This window comes from Tsukamurella sp. PLM1 (assembly GCF_023168325.1).
In the GTDB taxonomy this organism is placed as follows: domain Bacteria; phylum Actinomycetota; class Actinomycetes; order Mycobacteriales; family Mycobacteriaceae; genus Tsukamurella.
This window is the reverse complement of record NZ_AP025688.1, coordinates 1,337,568-1,363,861: the sequence shown is the minus strand read 5'-3', so window position 1 is coordinate 1,363,861 and position 26,294 is coordinate 1,337,568. Positions and strand designations below refer to the sequence as shown.

General features: G+C 66.8%; 21 protein-coding genes, 1 tRNA gene and 2 pseudogenes. 4 read left to right on the top strand and 20 right to left on the bottom strand.

The window, feature by feature from the left end; translation table 11 throughout:
- Positions 1–59 precede the first annotated feature (59 nt).
- The 5 genes from MTP03_RS07160 to MTP03_RS07145 all read right to left on the bottom strand — a co-directional run bounded on the left by MTP03_RS07160 (position 60) and on the right by MTP03_RS07145 (position 3,004).
- Complete coding sequence (locus MTP03_RS07160; protein WP_248491385.1) at positions 60–1,037, bottom strand: hypothetical protein; 978 nt, start codon at positions 1,035–1,037, stop codon at positions 60–62.
- A 141-nt stretch (positions 1,038–1,178) separates the two neighbouring features.
- A tRNA-Arg gene (locus MTP03_RS07155) sits at positions 1,179–1,252 on the bottom strand.
- 34 nt (positions 1,253–1,286) lie between these two features.
- Positions 1,287–1,838 (bottom strand): ABC transporter substrate-binding protein, encoded by a 552-nt coding sequence (locus MTP03_RS22625; protein ID WP_256465234.1) that lies wholly within the window; start codon positions 1,836–1,838, stop codon positions 1,287–1,289.
- Positions 1,796–2,155, bottom strand: a complete 360-nt coding sequence (locus tag MTP03_RS22620; protein WP_256465233.1) for an ABC transporter substrate-binding protein — start codon at positions 2,153–2,155, stop codon at positions 1,796–1,798. Before MTP03_RS22620 ends, MTP03_RS22625 begins: the two co-directional genes overlap by 43 nt.
- A gap of 294 nt (positions 2,156–2,449) precedes the next feature.
- Positions 2,450–3,004, bottom strand: a complete 555-nt coding sequence (locus tag MTP03_RS07145) for a hypothetical protein (protein WP_248491384.1) — start codon at positions 3,002–3,004, stop codon at positions 2,450–2,452.
- Between the two features lie 155 nt (positions 3,005–3,159).
- Here MTP03_RS07145 and MTP03_RS07140 point away from each other — a divergent pair, with 155 nt between their 5' ends.
- Both MTP03_RS07140 and MTP03_RS07135 read left to right on the top strand, forming a co-directional pair.
- Complete coding sequence (locus MTP03_RS07140; RefSeq protein WP_248491383.1) at positions 3,160–3,714, top strand: PadR family transcriptional regulator; 555 nt, start codon at positions 3,160–3,162, stop codon at positions 3,712–3,714.
- A gap of 10 nt (positions 3,715–3,724) precedes the next feature.
- Positions 3,725–5,754 (top strand): annotated as a pseudogene (locus MTP03_RS07135) (FAD-dependent oxidoreductase).
- Here the strand turns inward: MTP03_RS07135 and MTP03_RS07130 are convergent.
- The 15 genes and pseudogenes from MTP03_RS07130 to MTP03_RS07065 form a co-directional block, all read right to left on the bottom strand.
- Positions 5,755–7,116 carry an NAD(P)/FAD-dependent oxidoreductase gene (locus MTP03_RS07130; RefSeq protein ID WP_248491382.1) on the bottom strand — a complete coding sequence of 454 codons (1,362 nt, stop codon included), beginning with the start codon at positions 7,114–7,116 and terminating at the stop codon, positions 5,755–5,757.
- A gap of 70 nt (positions 7,117–7,186) precedes the next feature.
- Entirely contained in the window at positions 7,187–7,945 is a 759-nt protein-coding gene (locus MTP03_RS07125) for a class I SAM-dependent methyltransferase (protein ID WP_248491381.1), read from the bottom strand.
- 115 nt (positions 7,946–8,060) lie between these two features.
- Positions 8,061–9,659 (bottom strand): MFS transporter, encoded by a 1,599-nt coding sequence (locus tag MTP03_RS07120; RefSeq protein ID WP_248492074.1) that lies wholly within the window; start codon positions 9,657–9,659, stop codon positions 8,061–8,063.
- A gap of 172 nt (positions 9,660–9,831) precedes the next feature.
- Positions 9,832–10,455 carry a 5'/3'-nucleotidase SurE gene (locus MTP03_RS22615; RefSeq protein ID WP_256465232.1) on the bottom strand — a complete coding sequence of 208 codons (624 nt, stop codon included), beginning with the start codon at positions 10,453–10,455 and terminating at the stop codon, positions 9,832–9,834.
- Positions 10,452–10,841 (bottom strand): 5'/3'-nucleotidase SurE, encoded by a 390-nt coding sequence (locus MTP03_RS23490; RefSeq protein WP_371820912.1) that lies wholly within the window; start codon positions 10,839–10,841, stop codon positions 10,452–10,454. Before MTP03_RS23490 ends, MTP03_RS22615 begins: the two co-directional genes overlap by 4 nt.
- Positions 10,842–10,994: 153 nt before the next feature.
- The gene (locus MTP03_RS07110; protein ID WP_248491380.1) at positions 10,995–11,504 is read right to left on the bottom strand and encodes a PRD domain-containing protein; all 510 of its coding nucleotides are present in this window, start codon (positions 11,502–11,504) and stop codon (positions 10,995–10,997) included.
- Between the two features lie 2 nt (positions 11,505–11,506).
- On the bottom strand, positions 11,507–11,860 hold the full coding sequence (locus tag MTP03_RS07105; RefSeq protein ID WP_248491379.1) for a CAT RNA binding domain-containing protein: 354 nt from the start codon (positions 11,858–11,860) through the stop codon (positions 11,507–11,509).
- 20 nt (positions 11,861–11,880) lie between these two features.
- The gene (locus tag MTP03_RS07100; protein ID WP_248491378.1) at positions 11,881–13,296 is read right to left on the bottom strand and encodes a glycoside hydrolase family 1 protein; all 1,416 of its coding nucleotides are present in this window, start codon (positions 13,294–13,296) and stop codon (positions 11,881–11,883) included.
- 12 nt (positions 13,297–13,308) lie between these two features.
- Complete coding sequence (locus MTP03_RS07095; protein ID WP_248491377.1) at positions 13,309–14,097, bottom strand: PTS glucose transporter subunit IIA; 789 nt, start codon at positions 14,095–14,097, stop codon at positions 13,309–13,311.
- An 8-nt stretch (positions 14,098–14,105) separates the two neighbouring features.
- Positions 14,106–15,266 carry a PTS transporter subunit EIIC gene (locus MTP03_RS07090; protein WP_248491376.1) on the bottom strand — a complete coding sequence of 387 codons (1,161 nt, stop codon included), beginning with the start codon at positions 15,264–15,266 and terminating at the stop codon, positions 14,106–14,108.
- 295 nt (positions 15,267–15,561) lie between these two features.
- A pseudogene (locus tag MTP03_RS07085) lies at positions 15,562–18,957 on the bottom strand (pyruvate carboxylase).
- Positions 18,936–20,267: an MFS transporter gene (locus MTP03_RS07080; RefSeq protein ID WP_248491375.1), complete on the bottom strand. Its 1,332-nt coding sequence runs from the start codon at positions 20,265–20,267 to the stop codon at positions 18,936–18,938. The pseudogene MTP03_RS07085 and the gene MTP03_RS07080 overlap by 22 nt, the downstream one beginning before the upstream one ends.
- Before the next feature lie 131 nt (positions 20,268–20,398).
- A complete protein-coding gene (locus MTP03_RS07075; protein WP_248491374.1) occupies positions 20,399–22,036 on the bottom strand; it encodes an AMP-binding protein in 1,638 nt (545 codons plus the stop codon).
- A gap of 265 nt (positions 22,037–22,301) precedes the next feature.
- Entirely contained in the window at positions 22,302–23,096 is a 795-nt protein-coding gene (locus tag MTP03_RS07070; protein WP_248492073.1) for a CoA ester lyase, read from the bottom strand.
- A 43-nt stretch (positions 23,097–23,139) separates the two neighbouring features.
- The gene (locus MTP03_RS07065; protein WP_248491373.1) at positions 23,140–24,051 is read right to left on the bottom strand and encodes an acyl dehydratase; all 912 of its coding nucleotides are present in this window, start codon (positions 24,049–24,051) and stop codon (positions 23,140–23,142) included.
- Positions 24,052–24,336: 285 nt separating this feature from the next.
- Between MTP03_RS07065 and MTP03_RS07060 the strand changes: the two genes are divergently transcribed.
- Together MTP03_RS07060 and MTP03_RS07055 are read left to right on the top strand one after the other, a co-directional pair.
- Positions 24,337–25,059, top strand: coding sequence for a FadR/GntR family transcriptional regulator (locus tag MTP03_RS07060; protein ID WP_248491372.1), 723 nt, complete (start codon positions 24,337–24,339; stop codon positions 25,057–25,059).
- 140 nt (positions 25,060–25,199) lie between these two features.
- On the top strand, positions 25,200–26,156 hold the full coding sequence (locus MTP03_RS07055; RefSeq protein ID WP_248491371.1) for an NAD(P)-dependent oxidoreductase: 957 nt from the start codon (positions 25,200–25,202) through the stop codon (positions 26,154–26,156).
- Positions 26,157–26,294: the final 138 nt, after the last annotated feature.

Here is a 26,294-nt window from a genome sequence, read left to right as displayed (position 1 = left end):
CACACTTAACGTCTACGCCGACTACATCTCCGAAGCCGAGGGTGGCAAGCACGCGCCGCTCACGAGGCCTGTGGCGGCTCCGGCTCCGCAATCGGTTCCGAAGGTGGCGAATCTTCGGTAGCTGCCAAGTACAGCTCGCGCCATGCGTCAATCGTCGGCTGTAGTCGCGGCGGGTAGAAGTTCTCACGAGAACCGTTTGGGTCCGTGGACTGCGCTTCGAACAGGCAGACCGCGACCTCCGTCGTGAGTAGCGCAGTGTTGATCGAGTCGGCCATCATCTTGAACATTGCGGTAGGTCCCTGGACCAGGTCGATTGGCCAGCTATGGCCGTGTGTGAAGCTCGAGCACTGTCGGTATTGGCTCTGCGCAATCGTCGGGAAGTGAACCATTGAGGTCTCGTTAGTGTGTACAGGTGGATGACCTTCGATCCAGTTCGCTGCCTTCCTGACCAGCTCCGTGTACTTCCGGGCATTCTGCGGCGAGAGCTTCGCTAGTTCATCCAGTTCACCCTGGTGAAACTTGCGGCGGTGCTGGGATTGCTTGTAAGTGATCTCAGGTAGCTTCAGGAGACCGTTGTCGTGGGCGCTAATCGCATCGGCGTGATAGTCCCGCGCGTGCTCAATACCAATCTTCGCGAGGCCAGCTGCTCTTGCTCGGCGAACAGAACGGTCTTCGGGACACATTGCCCAAATTGCTTGTGACGAACATTCGATTGCGGTTCTGCATAGCGCCAAGAATGCAGGAGTGTGATGGTTCATGGGGGTCGAGCGCGCGGCATTAGTGATGAGCAAGTTCGTGGTGGACAACGCATCCGTGGCGTTCATGATTGGGAATGCGACAGTCCGAGCTACCCCTTCGGGGATCTTCTCCTCGTAGCCGTCAGCCTCATCGAGACTCATGGGTGTACCGGGGTCGGCGGGATGCGGTCGCAGTCCCCACATCATCAAGGTCTCTCCCCGCGCTGATCGCTCGACAACTCGACCGAGAGCTGGAGTCAGCATCGCCATCACCTCGTGCGGAATGCGCGGCATCTTCATGCGCTGATGGTGCCACGCACCACTGACATCTCGGCCGGGGTTGCCCCGCGCCGTGCCCTGCGCGCCGGGGTGTTGCCGGGGTGGGAGCACCTGCACCACAGCGAGGAACCGGTGAAACCGCCACTACCAGCGGTTTTGTTGCGCCCCCGGCAGGAATCGAACCTGCGACCTAGAGATTAGAAGGCTCTTGCTCTATCCAACTGAGCTACGGAGGCTGGCGAGGCAATCGTATCCGACGCCCGCCACCGATCACTTCGCCAGCGCCGCCGCGATCACCGGCGCGACCTGGTCCGCGGCCCACGGCGTGGACTGCGGGCCGGGCTGCGCCAGCGCCCATGGAAGGTTGCCCGGCTTCTTCTCGCCGTTCACCGCGTAGGAGATGTCCGGCGGGGTGTGGGTCGCGTTGTTGGTGATCACCACGGACTGACCGGCCGCCACGACCGGAAGGCTCTTGAACGCCGCGGTGTCGGTGAGCGCGCCGATCGCGCCGTTCGAGTTGTCGGAGATCACGAGCACGTCAGCGTCGAGGAGAGACATCTGCTCGGCGGCGACGGTCGTGCCGCGGCCGACGAACTTCTCGGCGTTCGGGCTTGGCGCGAAGCCCATCGCGCCCAGGAGCTTCTCGGTGTCGCTTCCCGCGCCGGAGAAGAACCGCAATCCCACCGACGGCCCGTAGTACACGGCGAAGGTTACGCGCTTGCCGGCGAACTGCGGGTACTTCTTCTTGACCCCCTCGAAGTGAGCGTCCACGCCCGCGATCACCTGCTCCGCGCGATCGGCCCGGTCGACGGCGCGCGCCACGTTCCGCAGCCGCTGCCGCCAGTCCGGTGCGACGGCGTCCTCCGGGTCGTCGACGCCACCACCGGGGCGATGGGCGACACCTGGCCGAACAGCTTGCTGAGGTCGCGCCCGCTGTACAGCAGCAGGTCCGGGCGCGTCGCGGCGATCTCCTCCAGCGGCGGCATCGCGTCGTTTCCGGTGCCCTTGCTGCCGAACTTCAGGTCCAGGTTCCGGGTGAGGGCCGGGTCGGTCCACACCTCATTGGCCACCGCCGATTGCGGTGCCGCGACCGGAGCGATTCCGAGTGAGGTGATCAGCTGGAAATCGGTCCACCCCACGGCCGCCACACGCTCGGGACGCTTCGTGAGCGTGGTCTCGCCCAGGGGGTCGTGAGCGTCAGCGGATAGGCGGTCTTCCCCTCGCCCGCCGGCTGTACGGCGGACGATGGCGACGCGCTGTCGTTCGCCGGTCCGCACGCGGCCACCGCGGTGGCCAGCACGACGCCGGTGGCCACCGCGGCCCACCTGCGCCGCAGTCCACGTCCCCGCACACGCGCCTCGGTCGTCGTCATCGATACTCTCCTCTTCACCTGCCAGTAATTAGGAGAGGCTAACGCAACTGGGCGGGAGGTCCTACAGCCGCACGCGATTCGGGTCGACGGTGGCGCGGCCCACCATCAACAACAGGACCGGGATGAGCACCGCCAGCATCGCGTTGATCAGACCGGTCGAGATCCACATCTGCCAGCTCGTGGCCCCGGACAGGAGCGGCCCGACAGTGATCACCAGCCCGGCGAGCGTCGCGATCAGGCCGAAGAACAACCCCGGACGCGGCGCCGTCGTGATCAGCGCCGCCAGCAGCGCGGCACCGATCAGAGTGAGGAACGTGGCGGCGACGACCGTCGTGGTGAACGGTCGTTGAGCGGCAGCGAAGGCCGGCGCATCGGACATGCGGTAGATCGCGTTGAGGGCCGCCGTGAGCAACCATGCCGCGAGCCCGGCGACCACCGCGACCAGCAGCGAGCCGATGACGAACTTGGGGATGTCGAGGGGCGGCTGCGTGCGCGGCCGCGCCGGCTGCTGATTCACCTCCGGCTGCTGCGCGTACCCGTCCTCGTACCCCTGCCGGTAGCCGTCCGCCGGCCCGTACGGCCGGGTCCGGTCGTCTTGAGGGTCGTAGTAGCTCATGAGCTCCTCACAGGTCGTCGACGGCGTCGCGGTCGGGCCGCCCGCCGGTGTCCCGCCCAGGGTATCCGCTGAGCCGGCGGCGCGACACGAGGATGTGCAGCAGGAGACAGTGCAACTAATTGCATAAGTCCCGAGACGCGCGTACCGTCGCATTCGTGGCCCTCGAACACGCGCTCCTCGTGTCCCTCAGCGAGCGATCGGGCACCGGGTACCAGCTCACCCGGCGCTTCGACCGCTCGATCGGGCACTGGTGGCGCGCATCGCACCAGCAGATCTACAAGACGCTGGCGCGGATGACGGAGAGCGGGCTCGTCACCTACGTCGAACAGGCGCAGGACGGCAAGCCCGACAAGAAGGTCTACTCGGTCACGGACACGGGCCGCAAAGCCCTGTCGGAATGGATCCGCACCCCCGGCAACGACGCCACTGACCGGCGTGAGCTGGCGGTGAAGATCCGGGGCGCGGCACCGTCGGACATCGACGACCTCGCGGTCGAGATCCGCCGGATCCGGGACCTGCACGCGGAGCGCGAGGCGATGTTCCTCGGCTTCGTCGACCGCGACTACCCGGAACCCACCGTCCTCACCGGCACCGCGCTGCAGCAGTACCTGGTGCTGCGCGGCGAGGTGTTGTCCGAGCGCGGCACCGTCGAATGGCTCGACGAGGTCCTGCGCGCCCTCCCCAGCCCACACCCTCGATCAGCCGATTAAGGACCAGCGAATGTCAGCCAAGTACCCCCACCTGTTCGAGCCCCTCGACCTCGGCCACACCACTCTCAAGAACCGCGTCGTGATGGGCTCCATGCACACCGGTCTCGAGGACATGCCGTGGGACATCGGCAAGCTCGCGGCCTATTTCGCAGCGCGCGCCAAAGGCGGCGTCGGCCTCATCATCACCGGCGGCTACTCCCCCAACATCACCGGCTGGTTGCTTCCCGCGGGCGCGAAGATGTCGTCTCCCATCGACTCCCTCCTGCACAAGCGCGTGACGGACGCGGTGCACAAGGAGGGCGGCAAGATCGCGATGCAGCTGCTGCACGCCGGCCGCTACTCGTACAACCCGCTCAGCGCGTCGGCCAGCGCGATCAAGGCGCCGATCAACCCGTTCAAGCCGCGCGCGATGTCGGACTTCGAGGTCCGCAAGACCATCCGCGACTTCGGCAACGCCGCGCGCACCGCGCAGAAGGCCGGCTACGACGGTGTCGAGGTGATGGGCGGCGAGGGCTACCTGATCAACCAGTTCCTCGCGGCGCGCACCAACAAGCGCACCGACCGCTGGGGCAGCTCCGCCGAGAACCGGCAGCGGTTCCCCGTCGAGATCGTCAAGGAGATCCGCAAGCGCTGCGGCAAGAACTTCATCGTCGTCTTCCGCCTCTCGATGGCGGACTTCGTCGAGGAGGGCCAGACCCGCGAGGAGATCCTCTCGCTCGCCCACAAGCTCGAGGACGCCGGCGTCGACATCCTCAATACCGATATCGGCTGGCACGAGGCGCGCGTCCCCACCATCGTGACCTCGGTCCCGCGGGCCGCGTTCGCCGCGTTCACCGCCGATGTGACGCGTGCCGTGAACATCCCCGTCTGCGCCGCGAACCGGATCAACATGCCCGCCACCGCCGAGGAGCTCCTCGAGCGCGGCGATGCGCAGCTGGTGCAGATCGCCCGTCCGCTGCTCGCCGACCCGGAGTGGGCCAACAAGGCCCGCGACGAGCGGGCCGAGGAGATCAACACCTGCATCGGCTGCAACCAGGCCTGCCTCGACCACGCCTTCGTCCACAAGAAGGTCTCCTGCCTGGTGAACCCCCGCGCGGGCCGCGAGACCGATCTCGTTCTCGCCCCGACCCGTTCGGCGAAGCGCGTCGCCGTGGTCGGCGCCGGTCCCGCCGGCCTCTCCGCAGCCGTGAGCGCCGCCGAATGCGGCCACAAGGTGGAGCTGTTCGAGGCGAGTGAGAGGATCGGCGGCCAGTTCGGCTATGCGGCGAAGATCCCCGGCAAGGAGGAGTTCAACGAGACCATCCGGTACTTCACCACGATGCTGGACCGGAATCAGGTCACGGTGCACCTGAACACGCAGGCGGACGTCGACGATCTGGCCGGCAAGTTCGACGAGGTGATCATCGCGACGGGCGTGGTGCCGCGCGTCCCATCGTTCCCGGGGTCGACCACCCGAAGGTCATCACGTACGCCGAAGCGATCAGCGGCGCCAAGGAGATCGGCGACACCGTCGCGATCATGGGCGCCGGAGGGATCGGCTTCGACGTGGCCGAGTTCGTCACCACCGACAAGTCCCCTACCCTGCACCTCGACGAGTGGAACGCCGAGTGGGGCGTCACCCGCCAGGGCGACGTACCGGGCTTCATCACCAAGCCGGCCCCGGCACCGTCGACCCGGTCGAAGGTGTACATGCTGCAGCGCAAGAGCACGCCGCAGGGCATCGGCCTGGGCAAGACCACCGGCTGGGTGCACCGCGCCTCGGTGAAGATGAAGGGCGTGGAGCAGCTCAAGGGCGTCAACTACGAGAAGGTCGACGACGCCGGGCTGCACATCACCTTCGGCGAGGAGCGCACGGACGCCCGCGTGCTCGACGTCGAAACGGTGATCCTGTGCACCGGCCAGGAGTCGGTCCGCGACCTCGACGAGGCGCTCGCCGGCCGGGGCGTGAAGACCCACGTCATCGGTGGCGCGGCGCTGGCCGCCGAGCTGGACGCCAAGCGCGCGATCCGGCAGGGCACCGAGGTCGCGGCGGCGCTGTAGTCAGAGTTGGACGGCGGTGTCCGGATCGGCATCCTTCTCACGGGCTTCCAGGCGCGTACGTGCGTACGCCTGCTGTTCGGTGATCGTGAGCTGCCCTCGCCGAGTGCTCAAGAAGGTCACCGACCAGGAGAGCAGCGTCACGACCTTGGTCTTGAAGCCGACCAGGTAGATCAGGTGCAGAAACAGCCAGCATATCCAGGCGAAGAAGCCACTGAACTCCACCGGGCCGACCTTCGCCACCGCTGAGAACCGGGACACCGTCGCCATGGACCCCTTGTCGAAGTACGTGAACGGGGCCCGATCAGCCCCGGAGGTACCGAGCTCCTTCGCGATGAGCTTCGCCGCGTAACGGCCGCCCTGGATCGCGCCCTGCGCGACGCCGGCGACTCCGTCGACCGCGGCCATGTCGCCGACGACGAAGACATGGGGATGCCCCGGAATCGTCAGGTCGGGCAGTACCTTGACCCGGCCGGCCCGGTCGAGCTCAGCGTCCGACTGCTCCGCCAGGTCTCGGCCGAGCTCGCTCCCGGCGACGCCGGCCGACCACACCTTGCACGCGGATTCGATTCTCCGAGTCGCACCGTCGGTACCCTTGATCGTCAAGCCGTTGCGGTCGACGTCAGTCACCATCGCACCGAGCTGAACCTCGACGCCCAACGCCTCGAGCCGGGCCTGCGCCCGCTTGCCGAGCTTCTCACCCATCGGCGCCAGGACGGCAGGGGCGGCATCGAGAAGGATCACCCGCGCCTCGGTCGAATCGATGTTCCGGAAGCTCCCGCGCAGCGTCTGCCTCGCCAGCTCGGCGATCTGACCGGCCATCTCGACGCCGGTGGGCCCTGCACCGATGACCGTGAAGGTCAACAGCTTCGCACGCCGAGCCGGATCACTCGATCGCTCCGCCTGTTCGAAGGCTCCGAGGATGCGGCCACGGAGTTCGAGCGCGTCGTCGATCGACTTCATGCCGGGCGCGAACTCGGCGAAATGGTCGTTCCCGAAGTAGGACTGGCCGGCGCCGGCTGCGACGATCAGGCTGTCGAAGGGCGTCGAGTAGTGATGGCCGAGCAGGCTGGACTCGACGACCTTCGCCTCGAGATCGATATGGGTGACGTCACCGAGGAGGACCTCGGTGTTCAGGTTCTTCCGCAGGATCGTGCGCGTAGCGGGCGCGATCTCTCCCTCCGAGATGACCCCGGTCGCGACCTGATACAGCATCGGCTGGAACAGGTGGTGAGTGGTCCGCGCGATGAGGGTGACGTCCACGTCCGCACGTTTGAGTGTCTGCGCAGCGGTCAGACCGCCGAATCCCGAACCGATGATGACGACACGGGGCCGCTGGTCGGGCGTGAGATCGCGACGAACCATTGCTGACTCCTTGGAGTAGTAGTGAGAAAACTGATGGGCATTCGATTGCTCTGCGTGCGCGGACGTTCGGTCACGGTTTGCGCGCCGTGACGATCTGGGCCTGGCCTTGGACGGCGCGCTCGATGTCGGTGAGCCCGTCGGCGCGGAGCCACTCGGTCAGCTCTCGATAGGTGAACATGTGGAACCCGGTGAGGCGGCGGATGGTCCGGGGTTTGACATGGACGGTCCATCCTGTGCGCAGCGACGCGAAGACCGCGATCCTGCCCCCCGGAGCGGTGACCCGAACCATCTCCCGCACCACTCGATACGGCTTCTCCACGACGCAGAGCGATCCGATACTGACCACGAGATCGAAGGTGTCATCGGCGAAGGGGAGGGCCGCAACATCGCCACGCACGTACGCAATGCCTTCGCCCGCATTGCGCGACGCCGCACGACGCACCATCGCCTCAGCGGGGTCGACTCCCACCGCGAGGCCGCCGGCGGCCAGGTTCGTCGCGAGGTCGACCGTGTGCAGCCCCGGACCGCAACCGACGTCGAGCATCCTGTGCGGCCGGCTGCGCGCCAGATTCCGCACGAGCTCGCTCTGAGCGTCGCGCACGTCCGTGCCGCCCGCGCCGCTCATTCGGAGGAGGGCGGGCTGCCAGAGCCGCTGGTACGTCGCGGCGAACGCGGCACTGGAGTTGACGGCTCCGCTCAGCCCCGTGGGACGTGGCGCATCCGCTGGCGAAACGTCCAAGTATCCCGATACCCGGCGCGGCGCTGCAGTGAGGCGCGACCGATCCAGTAACGCCTCGGCCAGGTCGATCGCGTCTTCGCCATCAGGCACTGCGCACTCCGAGGGCCTCGTGGAGAGACCGGCGGCCTGAGCGGACTGAGAACATGTCGACAATTGTAAGACTTATACCGATCGTCGATCAAGCCTGACATGAACGGAAGATCGCCTAGACAGGCACTCCCAGGGGCACCCGGAACGAGTACGAGGTTATCGGCTGCGCGCGGCAGAGCGCGGCGATGGCATCGCGGACTCCTGCGTCGTGCACGGTGCCACGCATCCTGATCTGCATCTCGTGCTCGAGCCACGACCGCACCATGTACTGCTCGTGATACCGCCCCTCCACGTCCGGATCAGCGAGGAGTTGCCAGCGTCGAGCGCCCGTCCGCAACCGAATGATCCGCAACTCGACCATGCGCCTCATGAAAAGCGCCCGGTCGATATCCGTGACGTCGTACTGGACGCTGACCTGGACCGGACGTCGCGCCTCCTGTGGCGAAAGTACGAACTCGGTCGACACCCACCCCTGTACCGCCGACCGATCGACGTGATCGAGATCTTTGAGCGGGAGCACGAACGCAAGGCACACCCCGGCGAGCATGACTGCGGTCGCGATCGCCAGCATCCCCGTCGGGCTCCACACCCCGGATATCCAGCCGAACAGCGCCGCACCGAGCGCCTGGCCGGAGAAGGTCGCGATCATCATCACCGAGAGGCCACGCGCACGAACCCACGCGGGGAGGTACATCTGCATGGCGGCCTGGTCGGTGGCCAGCACGGTGGTCCAGGCCCAACCCACGAGCGTCGTGGCAATGCCGAGAACGACCAGCCCCGGCGCCGCAGCTCCCACACCCAAACCCACTGCCGCCACGAAGAAGCCGACCGCCACGACCGTGTTCTGCCGAAACCGCGCAGTCATCCGCGGCAGGGTCAGAGCTCCCAGGACGGCGCCGACCCCCTGGGCGGCCAGCACCAGCCCGAGCCCCGTGGCGGTCGCCCCCAGGTCGGTCGCGAGGATGGGAAGGACCGCCAGCATCGAGGTGACGGCGGCGGTGAACCAGAACGTCCGGATGACGAGCTTGCGCGCTTGAGGCGAGACGCGCACGTACCGAACGCCGACGGCGGCTGCGGCGAGCAGCCCCTCATCACCCTGATCGGTCACCGGAGGCGACTTCAGCCGGCTCAGCACGATCAACAGCAGCGCAGTCGCAGGAATCGCCGCCGCGAACGCCATGCCGACACTGGTCGCGGCGAGGATGAAGCCCGCGAGCGCCGGGCCGATGACACGAGTGGCATTGGTCGCGATCGTGAGCAGGGCCGACGCCGCAGGTATCATCTCCTTCTCGACCAGATCGGGAACCATCGAACTGAGCGAGTTGAATGTCGTTACGATGCCGATCGACATGATCGCCAGCAGCACGAACAACGACCACGGCTGGAGTCGGCCGGAGAGGCTCAGTCCGACGAGCACAGCCTCCGCGAGCAGGACGAGCGATTGGACCGCCATCACCAGCTTCCGCCGATCGACGCGATCCGCCAGCACGCCGACGGGGATCGCCATCAACGCCATGGGCAACGTCGACACCACGGCGACCACCGGGACCAGCGCCTCCCCGCCGGGTCGCCGCACAAGGAACCACTGCGCGGCGACGGGGAGCATCCACTGCGCCAAGTAGGCCGCTGCAACGCACGACCAGAGGAGAGCGAAGCGCCTGTCCGCCAAAGGCGAGGGCGGCCGGTCTGCGGAACTCACGCACACTTCTTTCATCATGGGGTCGGATTCGCGAACGGGAACTCACACCCCGCCGAATCTCCGATCATCCGGGGCGCTCCACGCTATAGTCATACATTTTACGATATGCGTCGAGCGATCACACATCGACATGCACCGGCGAGCTTCCCAGCGATTCCTCGGCGACGAACCGCTCCCCACGGTTCCATCACCCGATGGGTGACGGAGCGTCGTTGCCGACGTAGGCTTTGACGTCCCCTAGTAGCCGCCTGTCCTGCGGCGAGATCTCGTACCCGAAGGTACGGTCCGAGCCGATGGGAGCCACGGAAACGCTCAACCCTTTGACCGTGGGCACGTCTGCGTCGTCACGGGACTCGGTGCACTCTGCTCGATCCCGACAGACCGACAGACCGACGGTGTACGAACCGTCGCCCTGTTTCCCGTAGCCGTGCCACGCCAACATGCCGGTGCCGACAGAGGTCCACACCGCCTTCTTCGGCGCCTCACCGGAGGTCACGTCGGGATAGTTCACGTTCAACGCGAACGCATGCTGCCCGAGCAGGTTCCTCGATCGGAGTCCGGCGAGGAACCGTGCACCCCACTCCGCCGTCGCGTGGTAATTGCGAGCATCGAAGATCCGTGCGGCGTTGGACGTCGTACTGAACGCCACCGCGGGGAGTCCCGACTCGATCGCGGTGATCGCCGCGGCGACGGTCCCCGAATCGTTCACCGAATTCGCGACGTTGTGCCCGGAATTGATACCGCTGACCACGAGGTCCGGCCGGTCCCAGCCCACCATGTCGCGCAGGCCGCCCCGAAGCGCGAACCTCACCGTGTCCGACGGTGTCGCGCCGTCGCTGTCGGGCCCGCACGGGTATCACCCAGGCACAGCCCGACCACCTGGCTCGGAGGGCCGCCGTGGCAGTCCCCCTCATGGCCGGCGGGCGGGGCGACTGTGCCCGGCCGTATGGTCCCACTGTTCGTCACTGCCGTACCCCGTCCGCTCTGCACGGCCCAGGGGGCGATCGTCACAACCTGCGCACCGGCGGCGCACAGCGACCGGCGCAGCTCGTAGAGACCGAGCCCGTCGGAGTTGTTCGGCTTCGACGCCTGGATCGAATCGTCGTTGGTGAGGAGGATCTTCAGGCCGTGTAGCCCGGCCGCCGGCACGGGCCCGCGGAGGACTGAGCTGCCGAACCTGTGTCGCTCGGCGAGCATGCGGCGAGCAGGCACGCCGAAACGGACGCGGCGACCAGCGCCGCCTTCAATGGGATTCTCACGGGGTGACTCCTGTCAATGGTGCGGTCCCGGATCACGCCGGGGCCGATGCGGTGGAGCGGGGTGGGGAAGGAAGAGCAACGAGCAGGGGGCCTACTCGGACCGGCGAACATCCATCGTCAGGCGCGCGATGTGCAGGCCGAGGTACGCGGTCTCGTCGGCCGTGAGGGTGGCCTGGAAGGCCATCTCGATGAAGTAGCGGACCTTGACGGCGCAGGCCATCGCCTCGGGATGCGCGTTGGAGATGGCGTCGAACAGGGTGGGGCGCGGTTCGCTCAACTGGCCGTTCGCGGACACCCGGGCGAACACGTAACGCAGGTGCGTGATGAATCGGGCGGCGTTCATCGATCGCCGGTCCACCGTGATGTCGAAAGCCTTCTCGACCACCTCGAAGCTGCGTGAGATGGTCTCGGTCATCTGCATCGTGAAGGTCAGCCCCGGCGTCGCGAACTGGGCGTTGACCAGGTGCATCGCCAGCGCCACCGCCTCATTCGGATCGAGCGTCACGCCCATGATCTCGCCGGCCAGCCGCACCCCCGACCGGCCGATCTCGTACTCCCGCGGGTAGAGATGGCTCACCTCGCCCAGCAGCGGGAACTCCATGGTCACCCCCGGGCCGCCCGTTCCATGGCGAACTGCAGGTGGTCCGCAAGCGGGAGGATCAGCGCTTGGGTCATTCGCAGCCCGAGTTCGTCGGCCGCGCACTCGGCGATCCGGCCGGCCGCGCGCACGCAGACCATCGGGGTATCGGCGAGCATGTCGATCGTCCTCGCCCCGTCGGCGTGCGAACTCGCCAGGAAGACCTGCTCGACCTTCTCCCGCGAGAGCGAGGAGCCCGAGCGGACGCCGAAACCGACGCCGCGCCCGAGAGCAACGAATTCGTGGTCTTCTTCGTCCACCGCGAGGACCGCGTTGTTCCCGATCACCCGCTTCACGGTCATCTCGGAGGGGATGTACATCGTGTTCCCCCGTTCCTTGCTCAGCACAGGTCCACGCCATTGCCGGCGATCACACCCCGATACCAGTGGAAGCTGTCCTTCCTGATCCGCGCGAGCTCCTTGAGATCTCCTTCGTCCCGATCGACGTAGACGAATCCGTATCGCTTCCGGATGCCCTGGTGCGTGGAGACCAGGTCGATGGCCGTCCACGGGCAGTACCCGAAGACGTCCACCCCGTCGCTGATCGCCAGCTGGATCTGTTCGATGTGTCGGCGGAGGTAGTCGATCCGGTAGTCGTCGTGCACCCGGCCGTCGACCAACTCGTCGAACGCCCCCAGTCCGTTCTCGGTGATGATCAGCGGCAGCCGGTACCTGTCCCACAGCCTGCGCATGGTGGTCCGCAATCCGACGGGGTCGATCTCCCACCCGAACGCATTGGTCGGCAGATGCTCGTTCTTGACCGCCCGGTACAGGCCTACCTCGCCGCGCACGATCTGCTGATCGCCGCCGCGGGTCTGGATGTCCGACAGGTCGCCACGGGACTCGCCCACGGTCTGGGTTGAGTAGTAATTGAACGCGATGAAATCCGGACGGGCACCGCGGAGCGTTTCGTCGTCGCCATCCTCGAACCGGGGCTCGAGCCCACGCTCGCTCAGATACGCCCACGCCAGCGGGTGGTACGCCCCCCGCACCGCGACATCGAGATACATGAGGTTCCTGATCGCGTCCCAGTCATCGGCCGCAACGACGTCCCCCGGCGCGCTGGTCGCCGGGTACACCGACACGATGTTCGGCGCCGGGCCGATCTTCGCTTCGGGCAGCATCTCGTGGCACGACGCCATGGCTCGCGCCTGGGCGAGGAACATGTGGTGGTTCTGCTGGTAGATCGTCTTCTGATCAGTATCACCGCTGCGCCCTGTGGTACCGATCGCCTTACCGTGCAAGACCATCATGTTCTGCTCGTTGATCGTGAGCCAATATCGGACCTTGCCCCCGAACTCATCGAAGAGGATCCGTGCGTAACGCTCGAACGCGTCGATGGTCCGCCTGTCCGACCAGCCTCCCCGCTCGTCGAGCGCCGCCGGGAGGTCGAAGTGGTACAGGGTCACGATCGGCTCGATGCCGACGGCAGCAAGCTCGTCGATCAGTTCGTGGTAGAAGGCGATACCGGCCCGATTGACCTCGCCCTCCCCGCTGGGAAGGATCCGCGTCCAGGCGATCGAGAAGCGGTAGGCGCGCAGGCCGAGCTCGGCGAACAGGGCGACGTCCTCGCGGAAACGGTGGTAATGGTCCGAGGCGACCGAGAAGTCCGCGATGCCCGGGGGCCGGTGCTCGAGGATGTCGATCACCGACGGCCCCTTGCCGTCCTCCTTCGATGCACCCTCGACCTGGTAGGCCGATGTCGATGCGCCCCAGAGGAAGTCACCGGGGAACGAGACGGCGTTCTGGTACTTCATGGATCAGTTCCCTCAGTTCTCGTGGGCGGTGACGGCGAGGACCGGTTCCCCGGCGACGACGACTTCCCCGCCGGCGGACGCCGTCACGGTGCCTGCCTTCGCCGCATTGGTGACGACCAGGATCACGGTGGCCTCGTTGCCCGCCTCGCGGATCGCATCGAGGTCGGCGTGCACCAGCAGTTGACCGGCCTCGACCCGTTCCCCCTGCGACACCGACGGGGCGAATCCCTCCCCCTTCATCCGCACGGTATCGATACCCACGTGCACGAGGACCTCGACGCCGTCGTCCGTGCGAATCCCGTAGGCATGGCCCGAGCTCATCGCCGCCACCACCCGGCCGCCGACCGGCGCGACGACGGTCCCGGTGGTCGGCTCGATCCCGACGCCGGGCCCCATCGCACCCGACGCGAACGCCGCGTCCGCGACTGCGGTGAGCGGCACCACGGTCCCCTGCACCGGTGAGGTGATCTCGGTCAGCCCCGTCCGCGTAACGGTGGCCACGCCTCCGCCGGCCGGTGATGCCGTGACCACGGGCGATGCCGCCGCCGGCTCGAGTTCGAGCCCGGCGCCGAGGATCGCGTCCTGGCGGGCGTCGGCCTTCTCGAACCGGAAGGACAGGATGAACGTCACGGCCGCGGTCACGACGACGGTGATGCCGAGCGAGATGAGAATGGTGTAGAAGAACCGCAGTGTGTCGTCGCCGATGTAGAGGAACACGGCGGGCAGGCCGGACGTGCCGACGGCGAAGCGGCGGGTCGCGGTGAGGCCCGCGAAGAGACCACCCGCACCGCCGCCGATCATGGCGGCGATCAGAGGTACTTCTTCGGCAGGGCGATGCCGTAGAGCGAGGGCTCGGTGATGCCCATCAGTCCGGTGATGCCACCTGCCGTCGCAATCTGACGCACCTTCTTCTCCTTGGTCCGGAACGCGACGACCAGGCTCGCGACACCCATCGCGATGTTCGAGCAGATCGCGCCGGGCCCGAAGATGCTGTCGAATCGCATTTGCGCCAGCTGCGCGAATCCGAGTGGAGCGATCGCGTTGTGCACGCCGAACATCACCATCACCGGGAGCAGGGCGCCGACGATGACCGGAGGCGCCCACGGTGCGCTGTGCGTGAGGAAGGTGAAGAAGGACGCGAGCCAGCCGCCCATGACCGTGCCGATGGGACTCAGCACGGTGAAGGCAAGGATTCCCATCACCAGGAAGACCGCCATCGGCACGATCACCAGCTTGATCGCATTCGGTACGACGCGGTCGAGCCACCGCTCGAAGTACGCCTGGACGAAGATGATCAAGATGATCGGGATCACGGTCGAACCGTAGGTGGCGAGCGTCACCGGGAAGATCTCGAAGAGCCTGACGTCCTTCTTGTCGGCCACCATCTGCACCCAGGTGGGATGGAGCATCATCGCAGCGACCACACCGGCCAGGATGCGATTCGTCTTCAGCTTGTCCGCCGCCGAGATCGCCACGAACACCGGAAGGAAGTAGAACACCGCGTTCGACATGAATGCGAGCACGATGTAGGTCTGCGACTCCTTACTGATGACATTCGTCGTGGTCAGGATGGCGAGCAGCGCCATGATCATGCCGGCGCCCGACAACGCGGGAACGATCGGCTGGAATGTGCCTGCGATGAAGTCGATCAGCGCAGTGAGCGGATTCCGCCGCTTCTTCTTCGACCTCTGTTCTCCCGCATCCGCCGCGGCGCCCGACGCCGACAGCAACGGCTCGAGTGCATCGAACACGTCCTTGACGTGAGTGCCGATGACGACCTGGAACGTACCGCCCGCACTACGGGTGGTCGCCACCCCATCGGTGGCATTGAGCTGCTCGATCCGAACCTTCGACTCGTCGCGCAGCTCGAACCGTAAGCGGGTCTGGCAGTGATACGCCGACCGGATGTTCTCCGGCCCTCCCACCCCGTCGATGATCTCCGACGCCAACGATGCATATTTCGAGCTCATGATCGCATGACCTCACCTTCTGACTCGATACATGAAAGACCCGAGCAACGACACCCGGGCGAGGTATCAGAGCTCAGGTCCTGCTTCGCGTCAGACGAATAACATCCTGGGTCTCATATGAACTAGCGGTCAAAACTCTATCTGTATGACCTAAGTCACGTCAAGCCTCTTGGAGCACGCTCGGGCCAGTGCACACGCCGGGAGGGCACGACGAGACGTCGCTGCACAACGGCGAAGAGCCGCCCGGACCCTCGCGGGCCGGACGGCTCATTCGCTTCGACGGATACCGCTAGCGTCAATCCGCAGCACTCGCCACGGCGAGCACCACCACGAGGTCACCGGCTTCCACCTGCTGCACCCTCGCGATCGCGGTGCGCTCCACCACGCCGGCGTGCGGGGCGGTGATCGCCGCCTCCATCTTCATCGCCTCGATGGTGGCCACCACGTCGCCCATCGCCACCCGGTCGCCGACCGCGACAGCGAGCGACACAGCTCCAGCGAAGGGTGCACCGATGTGTCCCGGGTTCGTCCGGTCGGCGCGCTCCGAGGACGGGTGGTCCGTGGCGATGGACCGATCGCGAACCTGTACGGGGCGGAGCTGACCGTTCAGCTGGCACATGACGGTTCGCAGCCCACGCTCGTCGGGTTCGCTGATCGCCTCGAGACCGATCAGCAGGGTCACTCCCGGAGCAAGTTCGACGTGGTGCTCCTCGCCCGGCGGAGGCCGTAGAAGAACTGGTTCGACGACAACCGGGCGGTATCGCCGTACCGCTCGCGATGCTCGTCGAACTCCTTGTCGGCCCGGGGAACAGCAAGCGGTTCAGCGTCGCGCGACGCTCGGCGGAGGTGCCATTGAGCTTCTGCTCGTCCGGTGCGGAGAGCGAAGGAACCCGCGGCGGCTCCGTGCGCCCGACCAGGGCACGTGTACGCAGCGGCTCGGGCCAGCCGCCCGGCGGTGTGCCCAGCTCACCCTGCAGGAAGCCGATCACCGAGTCCGGGATGTCCAGCTTCGACGGGTCGGAGGTGAACACCTCGATCGGCATCTCCGCGCCCACGAGCGCCAGCGCCGGTCGCCGACGACCTTCGAACTCGGAGTCACCTTGACCAGGTGACCCAACGCCCGGTCCGCGTCGGCATAGCTGGTCTCGACGTCTTCGAAGCGGTCACCCAGACCCAACGCCACGGCCTGCTGTCGCAGGTTCGACAACTGTCCGCCCGGGATCTCGTGCCGGTACACCCTGCCCGTCGGTGCCGGAATTCCCGACTCGAATGGTGCGTAGACCCGCCGTACTGCATCCCAGTACGGCTCCAGGTCGCACACCGCCTGCAGGTCGAGGCCGGTGTCGTGCTCGGTGTGCGCGGTCGCGGCGACGATCGATGACAGCGCGGGCTGGCTCGTCGTGCCGGACAGGGCGCGCTCGCTCCGTCGACCGCGTCGGCGCCGGCGGCCATCGCCGCCAAGTACGTGGCGAGTTGCCCGCCCGGAGTGTCGTGGGTGTGTACATGGATCGGCAGATCGAACCGCTCGCGCAGCGCGCCCACGAGCTTCGTCGCGGCGGGCGCCCGTAGCAGGCCCGCCATGTCCTTGATCGCCAGCACGTGCGCGCCGGTCGCCGCGATCCGGTCCGCGAGACGCAGGTAGTAGTCGAGGTCGTAGAGCGTCTCGTTCGGATCCATCAGATCGCCGGTGTAGCTCATCGCCACCTCCGCGACCGCCGTGCCCGTCTCGAGCACCGCGTCGATGGCCGGCGTCATCTGGTCGACGTCGTTGAGGGCGTCGAAGATCCGGAAGATGTCGATACCTGTCGCAGCCGCCTCGCGAACGAATGCCTCCGTCACGGTCTCCGGGTACGGCGAGTAGCCCACCGTGTTACGTCCTCGCAGCAACATCTGAAGGCAGATGTTGGGGACCGCCGCGCGGAGCGCGGCCAACCGCTCCCACGGATCCTCGTGCAAGAAGCGCAGCGCTACGTCGTAGGTGGCGCCGCCCATGCCTCCAGGGAGAGCAGCTCCGGCGTGGTGCGGGCCACGTGCCCTGCGACGCCCAGCAGGTCCCGCGTGCGAACGCGTGTGGCGAGCAGCGACTGGTGCGCGTCGCGGAAAGTGGTGTCCGTGACCGCCAGAGCCCGCTGCTCACGGAGGGCCGTCGCGAAACCGGCCGGCCCCAACTCGAGTAGCCGCTGCCGCGAGCCGGGCGGAGGCGGCAGCGTGAGGTTCGTCGCGGGCAACTTCTCGTGCGGGTACACCGCGGACGGGCGTTCGCCGTGAGGACGGTTCACGGTGACGTCGGCGAGGTAGTTCAGGATGCGAGTGCCGCGGTCGGCGGACACCCGGGCGCCCAGCAGGTCCGGGTGCTCGGCGATGAACGACGTCGTGACTCGGCCGGCCCGGAAGTCGGGGTCGTCCAACACGCCCTGGAGAAACGGGATGTTGGTCGCCACGCCGCGGATGCGGAACTCCGCGACCGCACGGCGGGCGCGGGCGACGGCCGCCGGGAAATCGTGCCCGCGGCAGGTCAACTTGACCAGCATCGAATCGAAGTACGCACCGATCTCGGCACCGAGCACGGTGCCGCCGTCCAGCCGGACCCCGGCACCGCCGGGAGTGCGATACGCGGTGATCCGGCCCGTATCCGGGCGGAAGTCGTTGCTCGGATCCTCGGTGGTGATGCGGCATTGCAGCGCCGCCCCGTGCACCCGGATCGCGTCCTGAGTCAGGCCCAGGTCCAGGAGCGACTCACCGGCTGCGATGCGCAACTGGGCCTGCACCAGGTCGACGTCGGTGATCTCCTCGGTCACGGTGTGCTCGACCTGGATCCGGGGGTTCATCTCGATGAACACATGACGGCCGTTCTCGTCCACGAGGAACTCGACAGTGCCGGCGCAGGAGTAGCCGATCGCACGCGCGAACGCGACGGCGTCGTCGCAGATCCGCTCGCGCAGCTCCGGATCGAGGTTCGGTGCGGGGCGAGCTCGATCACCTTCTGATGCCGGCGCTGCAGCGAGCAGTCGCGCTCGTACAGGTGGATCACGTTGCCGTGGGTGTCCGCGAGGATCTGCACTTCGATGTGGCGGGGGTTGATCACCGCCTGTTCGAGGAACACCGTCGGGTCGCCGAAGGCGGAATCTGCTTCGTGAGAGGCAGATTCGATCGCATCGCGCAGAGACTCGGGATCATCGACCCGCCGCATCCCGCGACCGCCGCCCCCGGCCACCGCCTTGACGAACACCGGGAAGGTCATCGACGCCGCCGCGGTCACCAGTTCCTCCACGGAGTCCGACGGTGCCGACGAGGACAGCACCGGCAGGCCGGCCTCCCGCGCGGCGGCGATGGCGCGGGCCTTGTTGCCGGCCAGCTCGAGTACGTCGGCGGACGGGCCGACGAAGGTCATACCCTCGCGGGCGCACGCCGCCGCCAGCTCGGGATTCTCGGACAGGAATCCGTAGCCGGGGTATATCGAGTCGGCTCCGGACCGTTTTGCTGCGCGGATCACCTCGTCGATCGAGAGGTACGCGCGGACCGGATGCCCCTCTTCACCGATGCGGTACGCCTGATCGGCCTTGAGCCGATGGATCGACTTTCGGTCCTCGTACGGGTACACCGCAACGGAGGCGATCCCGAGTTCGTAGGCCGCGCGGAGGGCGCGGATGGCGATCTCGCCACGATTGGCTACGAGCAGCTTCTGCAACATGGGTGGTTGGAGCCCTTCGATGTTTCGAGGTGGTGTTCGGATTCGTGATCGAGGCCGGTGACGCCCGGGACGCTCAGGCGCGCGCCGAGAGGACGGGGGCCTGAGCCGCCCGCCGCATCGGGATCGCGCAGAGCGCGGAGCACCGCCGCGCCGGTGACCCACAGCATCACGGGCACGGCGGAGGAGAACTGATCCACGAGCTTGGTCAGCACCAGTGGTGTCGCGGCGCCACCCACGATGACGCCGATCGTGAAGCCGATGGACAGCCCCGTGTAGCGCACCGCACCGTCGAACACCTCGGAGAAGAAGACGCCGATCGTGCCCCAGGTCATCGAGTACCCGACCAGCATCACGAGGTAGGCGGCGATCACCACCGCGAGGTTCTCGGTGCCGAAGGAGAGCATCCACGGGAACACCGTGACCGCGATCGCCAGGTTGCCGATGACGAAGATGCGCTTTCGCCCGAACCGGTCGCTCAGCGCGCCCATGAGGATGCTCCCGACGATCACGAAGACCGCGGCGATGATGATCACCGTCAGCATCTGGTTGCGCGTGAAGCCGTGCGTCGAGCCGTACGAAAGACCGAAGACCGTGGCCGCGTAGAAGGTGACCGAGTTGCCCACCGCGGCACCGGCGATGAGCAGTACCTCGCGGATGTGGTTGCGCAGCACCACGACGACGGGCGCGGGAACGATCTCCTTCGACTCCTTGAGCGCCTTGAACTCCGGGCTCTCCTCGAGCCGCAAACGGATGATCAGGCCGAGGATGACCAACAGGGCGCTGAGCCAGAACGGGACCCGCCAGCCCCAGCTGAGGAACTGCGCGTCGCTCGTGACCGACCCGATGACCAGGTAGACCACGTTGGCGATGATCAGGCCGAACTGCGCACCGGTCTGCACCCAGGAGCTGTAGAAGCCGCGGCGATCGGGTGGGCTGTGCTCGACCGTCATGAGCACGGCACCGCCGTACTCACCGCCGAGTGCGACCCCTTGAACGAACCGAAGCGCCACGAGCAGCAGCGGCGCCGCCACGCCGATCGCGGCGTAGGACGGGATGAAGCCGATCGCGACCGTGGCCACGCCCATCATCAACAGGGTCGTGACAAGCGCCGCCTTGCGGCCCACCCGGTCGCCGAAGTGTCCGAAGAGAACCCCGCCCAGCGGCCGGGCCACGAAAGCCACGCCGAACGTCGCGAAGGACAGCAGTGCCCCGGTGAGCGGGTCGGAGTCCGGAAAGAACACCTGGCCGAACACCAGGGCGGCCGCAGTTCCGTAGACGAAGAAGTCGTAGTACTCGATGGTCGTGCCCATGAGGCTGGCGAGCCCGACCCGCCGAACCTGGGAAGTGGAATCCTTTGCGCCCAACTAAGCCTCCGAAGGTATGACCTGACCGACAATGAATCACATTACATGATTTGTCTGACAGTTACCTAATGGCCCGCCTATCGCGCGTCGAGCAACCTGTCGCGGAGCTCGACCTTCCGGATCTTCCCGCTCATCGTCTTCGGCAGCTCGTCGACGACCAGCACCCGCTCGGGGCAGTAGCGCTTCGCCAATCCGGACGACACGAGGAATTCGAGCAGGGACTCGACATCCAGCGACTCACCCGGGCGACAGCGGAGGAACGCGCAGGCACGCTCTCCCAGCCTCTCGTCCGGATAGCCGACCACCGCCACCTCGGTCACCGACGGATGCTTGAAGATCATGCTCTCCACGGTGCCCACGGGGATGTTCTCGCCGCCACGGATGATGATGTCCTTCGTCCGCCCCGTGATACTCACGGTGCCGCCCTCGCCGCGAACCGCGGTGTCCCCCGTGGCGAACCAGCCATCGGCGTCGAAGGCCTCCGCAGTCGCATCAGGACGACCGGCGTACCCGACGAACAGGCCGCTGCCCCGGAGCCACAGGTCGCCCTCCTCACCGACGGAGCGTTCCGCGCCGGACTCGTCACGGATGCTCACCTCAGCACTCGCGAGCGGCACGCCGTCGGTGCCGTAGTTGACCTCGCCCGCGCCCGGTCGTCCCGAAACCGCGATACCGAACTCGGTCATCCCCCACGCCGGGACCGCTACGCAGTCGAGCGCCTCCTCCGTCTCGCGCATGAGGGGCCGCGGGATCGGTGCGCCGGCCAGCACGACGAGCTCGAGCGCGTGCGCCCGGTCCCTCGTCATCCCCGCTGTCCGGATGAGGTCGATGTAGAACGTCGGTGCGCCGATCATGAAGGTGATCCCGTACTCGTCGATCACACGCACGCCCACTTCCGGGCTCCAACGCTCGGCGTACACCGCCGTCCCACCGAGGTACACGGTGAGCAGCGAACCCCAGAAGAAGCCGGTCGAGTGGCCGACCGGAGACATGACCAGGTTGACCAGTGGTGTGCCGTACGCGTCGTGCCCGATGTGCTCGGCCCACCCGCGCACCATCGCGTCGAGCGTGGCGTGCAGGTTCATGACCGCCTTGGGGGAACTGGTGGTTCCGGAGGTGAACGCGAGCTGGGCGATACCGAAAGGATCGATCGGAGCCGGGACCCAATCCTCTGCGGGACGGAGTACGTCATCCAGGCCGACGGTGCCCGTTGCCGGCTCGCCGACGACGATCACGTCCATGGCGCCGTCGCGCAGTTCCTCCGGAACGGACGTCTCGAGGACGTCCTTCCCGCCGTACGCGCGCGAGACGATCAGCGCCTTGCTGCCCGCCTGCGTCGTCATGTACTCAATCTCGTGCCGCCCGTATGTGATCGGAATCCCCGAGTAGGTGGCGCCGGCCCGCAGCACGCCGAAAACGATGGCGAGGAACTCCGCGCAGTTCGTCATCATCACCGACACCGCATCGCGTTGCCCGATTCCCCGGGCCTGCAGGCCGGCCGCGACGCGGCGACTCAGCTCGTCGACCTCGGCGTAGGTCATCTCTCGCACGACGTCACCGTCGGGGTCGATGCTGATCGCGGCGACCCGGTCCGGATACCGCGCGACAGCGTCTTCGAGATAGCCGGCGAGCGAGACCTCGCTCCAGAGCCCCGATGCGACCCTCCTCCGGGCCTCGTCGTCGGACAGGACGCTCCCCGGCGGGAGCGCTCCCACGACATGGCCATTTCCCGAGCTCATCATTGCCTCCCACTACCCGCGCTGCACGCGCGGACGTCCTTCGTCTTCAGATCGCCACACATGGTCGGGCCCGCAGGATTTCGGCGGGTGCCCCCGCCTCCGGAACGAGCGGCAGGTCGCGCGCCGTGAACCTCACCCCGGCGCCCCAGGGCCCCTCGTGACAACAGTCACATCCTGCCCCGATGGTCTACTGTTAGTCAATAATCTATCTGTCAAAACCTGGTCGTGATGTCGGTCGACCTCACCCCATGCGAGCGAGGAGTGCCACGGCTCGCGCGACGACAGGCGGATCGACCATACGGCCGTCCACCGCAATGGCGCCGCCCGCGGTCCCGTCGGAACCGACTGCCGCGACCACGCGCTCCGCCCAGGCGGCTTGGTCCGCGGTCGGACGACATGCTGCGTGCACCGCCTCCACTTGACCGGGATGAATGCACAACTTGGCACCGAAGCCGAGCGACAGCGCGTGCTTCAGATCGCGACCGAGAGGCTCCGGGTCACCCAGCGTGGTCGTCACACCGTCGATCGGTGCCGCCAGCCCCGCGGCCGCACCCGCCAGAACCAGTTGGGCGCGGACGTGCCGAAAGGCCTCGTGGCAGTCCGGGTCGACACCGAGCGCGGCTGCGAGGTCGATGTGACCGAGAGCGAGCCGCACCACACCCGCGGCAGCGGCGATCGCCTCGGCACGGAGCACGCCGCGCGGCGTCTCGACCAATGGCACAACGGCGAGACCACCCGCTCCGCGGTGCAGAGCCGTCACGTCTTCGGGTGTCTCCGCCTTCGGCAACATCAGAGCGACGTCAAGACCGCGCAGCATCTCGACCTCCGAGGCGTGCCACGGAGTATCGATTGCGTTGACCCGAACCATTGCCGGAACATCCCGGCCGCGACCGGCCAGCCATCCGACGACCTCCTCGAGAGCGGCCTGTTTGGCGCCGGGAGCCACCGCGTCCTCGAGGTCGAAGACCACCGCATCCGCCCCCGAGGCCTGAGCCTTGGCGAAACGGTCGGGCCGCGAACCGGGGACGAAGAGCAGGACCTGGCCGCACGGATCCGCTCGGCCGTGGTCATCGGCGCGCTCACGCGACGATCACCACCGGTCGCCAATGGAGAACCTCGGACTCGGAGCCGTCAGGATCGCGTCGCACGGTGACGACCCGCACCCCCAGGGCCGTCGCACCTCCCTGGTGCGGCAGCACGCTCTCGATCTCCACGGTCGACGCGAGCAGATCGCCCTCTCGGACCGGGCCGACGTGATCGCACTGGTGCCAACCCGCGACCGTGACGATCTCGGGCAGCGCCTGGCAGAGGTGATGGAATGCGAGGCCGATGCCGTGGCCGCCGTACACGAGTCGAGTACCGCCCCCGGCCCCCGCGTCATGGTGTACACGCGCGACATTGCCCGTGAGCCGCGCCAGCTCCGGCGCATTCGAGACCACGTCGCCGCCGAGCACCCGGAGGACATCACCCGCGTTCCGCGCGGCCCGTTCGCGCGTACCGATCGATCCCAGGTCCCAGTCCGCCACCGAGGCGAACAAGTCCACATCGTCCGGCAGATCCACTGCACGCGAGAAGTCGTCGGCACGACCGGTTTCCGGCGCGCCCGGCGACAGCAGGATCATCGCGCAGCGCCGGTAGTCGAGCACGGCACGGCCGTCTTGATCGCTCGTGGTGATTCGCAGAACCGCGAGCCCCGTGGCCGGGCGGCCCGGACGGCGCGAGTTCTCCCGCAGCGCCTCGACCGTGGTGACCGTGTGGAGCGTATCCCCGATCGCCGGCAGCCGGGAGAAGCACAGTCCGCGATAGAAGAGGTTCGCGCGCACGTGCTGGGTGGCGAGCGTCGACTGCCCGATCGATACATCCCAGGCGAGCGCCGGACTCACCACCCGGCGCCCCGCGACCGCCTGCGCGAGTTCCGCATCCAGCGACAGCGGGAGACGGTTGCCGACGATGCTCGCGTGAACCGCAGCCATTCCGTCGGTCAGGGTCACGGCGGGAGCCGTGTCGAACACCTGCCCGACGCTCAGCTCATCGAAGTACGGACTTCGTACATCACCACGCACGTCAACACCTTCCGCTAGGCTACATACCAGATACTGTCATATCATTTACACCACACCGATCGAAGTCAATCCAGGCGGGAGCCGCACGGGCTACTCCGGCTGATCAACGCATCACACATCACACGGAAGCCTCCTGCAATGTGGGAGACTGTAGGGCAATTATCGCTTTCCACATCGGCCGAAAAGTTCGACCCAAGTCCCATTGGAGATTCCATGGCATCACCACGACCGAAGTCGTTCAAGGCGCGGCAGGTCACTCGTCCGCGCGACCAGGTGGAAGCACAGCTGCGCGAGGCGATCCTCGACGGACGCTTCGCCCAGGGCGACAAGCTGCCACCGGAAACCGAGCTCGCACAGCAATTCGGGGTCAGTAGACCCACTGTGCGCGAGGCGCTCGGCGCGCTGGTCAGCGCGGGCTTGATTCGCAAGATCCCAGGTGTCGCAGGCGGCAGCTTCGTCAATACCGTGACCCCCGATTCATTGAGTCAGATGCTCAGCGAATCAATGGACACCATCGTACGGATCGGAGCCTTGGACATCGGCGAGATCACAGAGGTCCGCCGCGTACTGGAGATCCCCGCAGCCGAGTGGGCCGCCAAGAACCGCACCGACGAGGACATCGCCAAGCTGAAGTCGGTCATCGAGCAGCAGAAGAAGATCAGCATCAACGACCCGGACATCCCGGAGTACGACCTGCGGTTCCACACGGCGATCGGCTACGCGTCCGGCAATCGGCTGCTCGCCGCCTTCATCGCGTCGGTGCACAACTGCTCACACCCGGCGCAGTACCTGCACGTGACCAAGGAGGTCGCACACAAGGCGCTCCGCCAACACATAGACATCACGACAGCCATCGAGGCGGGCGACAGCGTCCAGGCAGCCGAAGCGATGCAAGAACATCTCGATTACGTCCTCAAGTACTCGCTGCCGTTCTAGCCGCTCCTTCGTTCCTCCAGCAGTACATTGCGAAGTAACGTCAGACATTATTGCAGATGATAGTTTCGGCTCATCAACCGAAACGCGCGCCCCGTGGACTATCCGGAGGCGAGCGCCGAGCCGATGGAGCGCAGCCAGCAATGTCAACGACGTCCACACAGCGCGTACTGGTAACCGGAGCAGGCGGATTCGTCGGGTCCCGCCTCGTCGAACTCCTCGCTTCCGATCCCCGGTCCACGGTCATCGCGACCGACTCCGGCGGACAGGAGCGCCTCGAAGAGCTGGCAGCACTGGCATCGGTCACGAGTCACGCGGCCGATCTCCGCGACACGGACGCGCTCCGCGATCTGGTGAGTGCCGCCGACGTCGTCGTGCACCTCGCCGCCGTGCGCACCACCGCATCGTCGAAACACCCCCGCCTCGCGCACGAAGTCAACGTGGGAGCGATGTACGACCTCCTCGCGGCGGCCCGCGACGCGGGTACTCGGAGGGTCGTCTTCGGATCGTCGCACACCGTCTACGGCTCGTTCCAAGACCACGACCGCTCCCCCGTCACGGAGGACGAGCCGTGGATCCCAGCCGGCATCAACATGTACGCGGCGACGAAGCTGGCCGCGGAAGCCTACCTGGAGGCGTTCGCCGGCGCCGGCGGCCCCGACTACCTCGCCTTGCGACTCGGCACCATCTACGGACCTCGCAGTAGCGCAGGCTCCAACGGCTCGCTGATGACCGGCGTCCTATCGGCGATCCGCGACGGAGAGCCACCGCGTGTCCCCTGGTCTTCGACCGCACGACACGGCCTCATCCACGTCGACGACATCGCCGAATCACTCCTCCGCGCCACGTTCTCCCCGGCCACGCGAATGGCCGTCAACGTATCCGGCGCACCCCGCACCTCCGCCGAGATCTACGGAACCCTCGCGCGGCTCGCCGGGGGCGACCCGGCATCGCTCATCTACGACGAGAGCCGAACCCGGCACCAACTCGTGGACCGGACTCGGATGAGGACAGTGCTCGACTTCACGCCTCAGGTAGGACTCGAGGAGGGCCTCCGATCGGTGGTCGACTGGCACGCTTCGGCGGCCGGCACGGCGTGATGCGACACGGACGCGACGGTAGCCAGCCTTCAAAAATATGACTGTTGTCTAATTGTCATACCTAGGCTAGGTTGTTCGTGTTGGAGATCACATGACTACAGTCGCCGTGCTGGCAGTCACAGTCCGAGGAGGATTCCA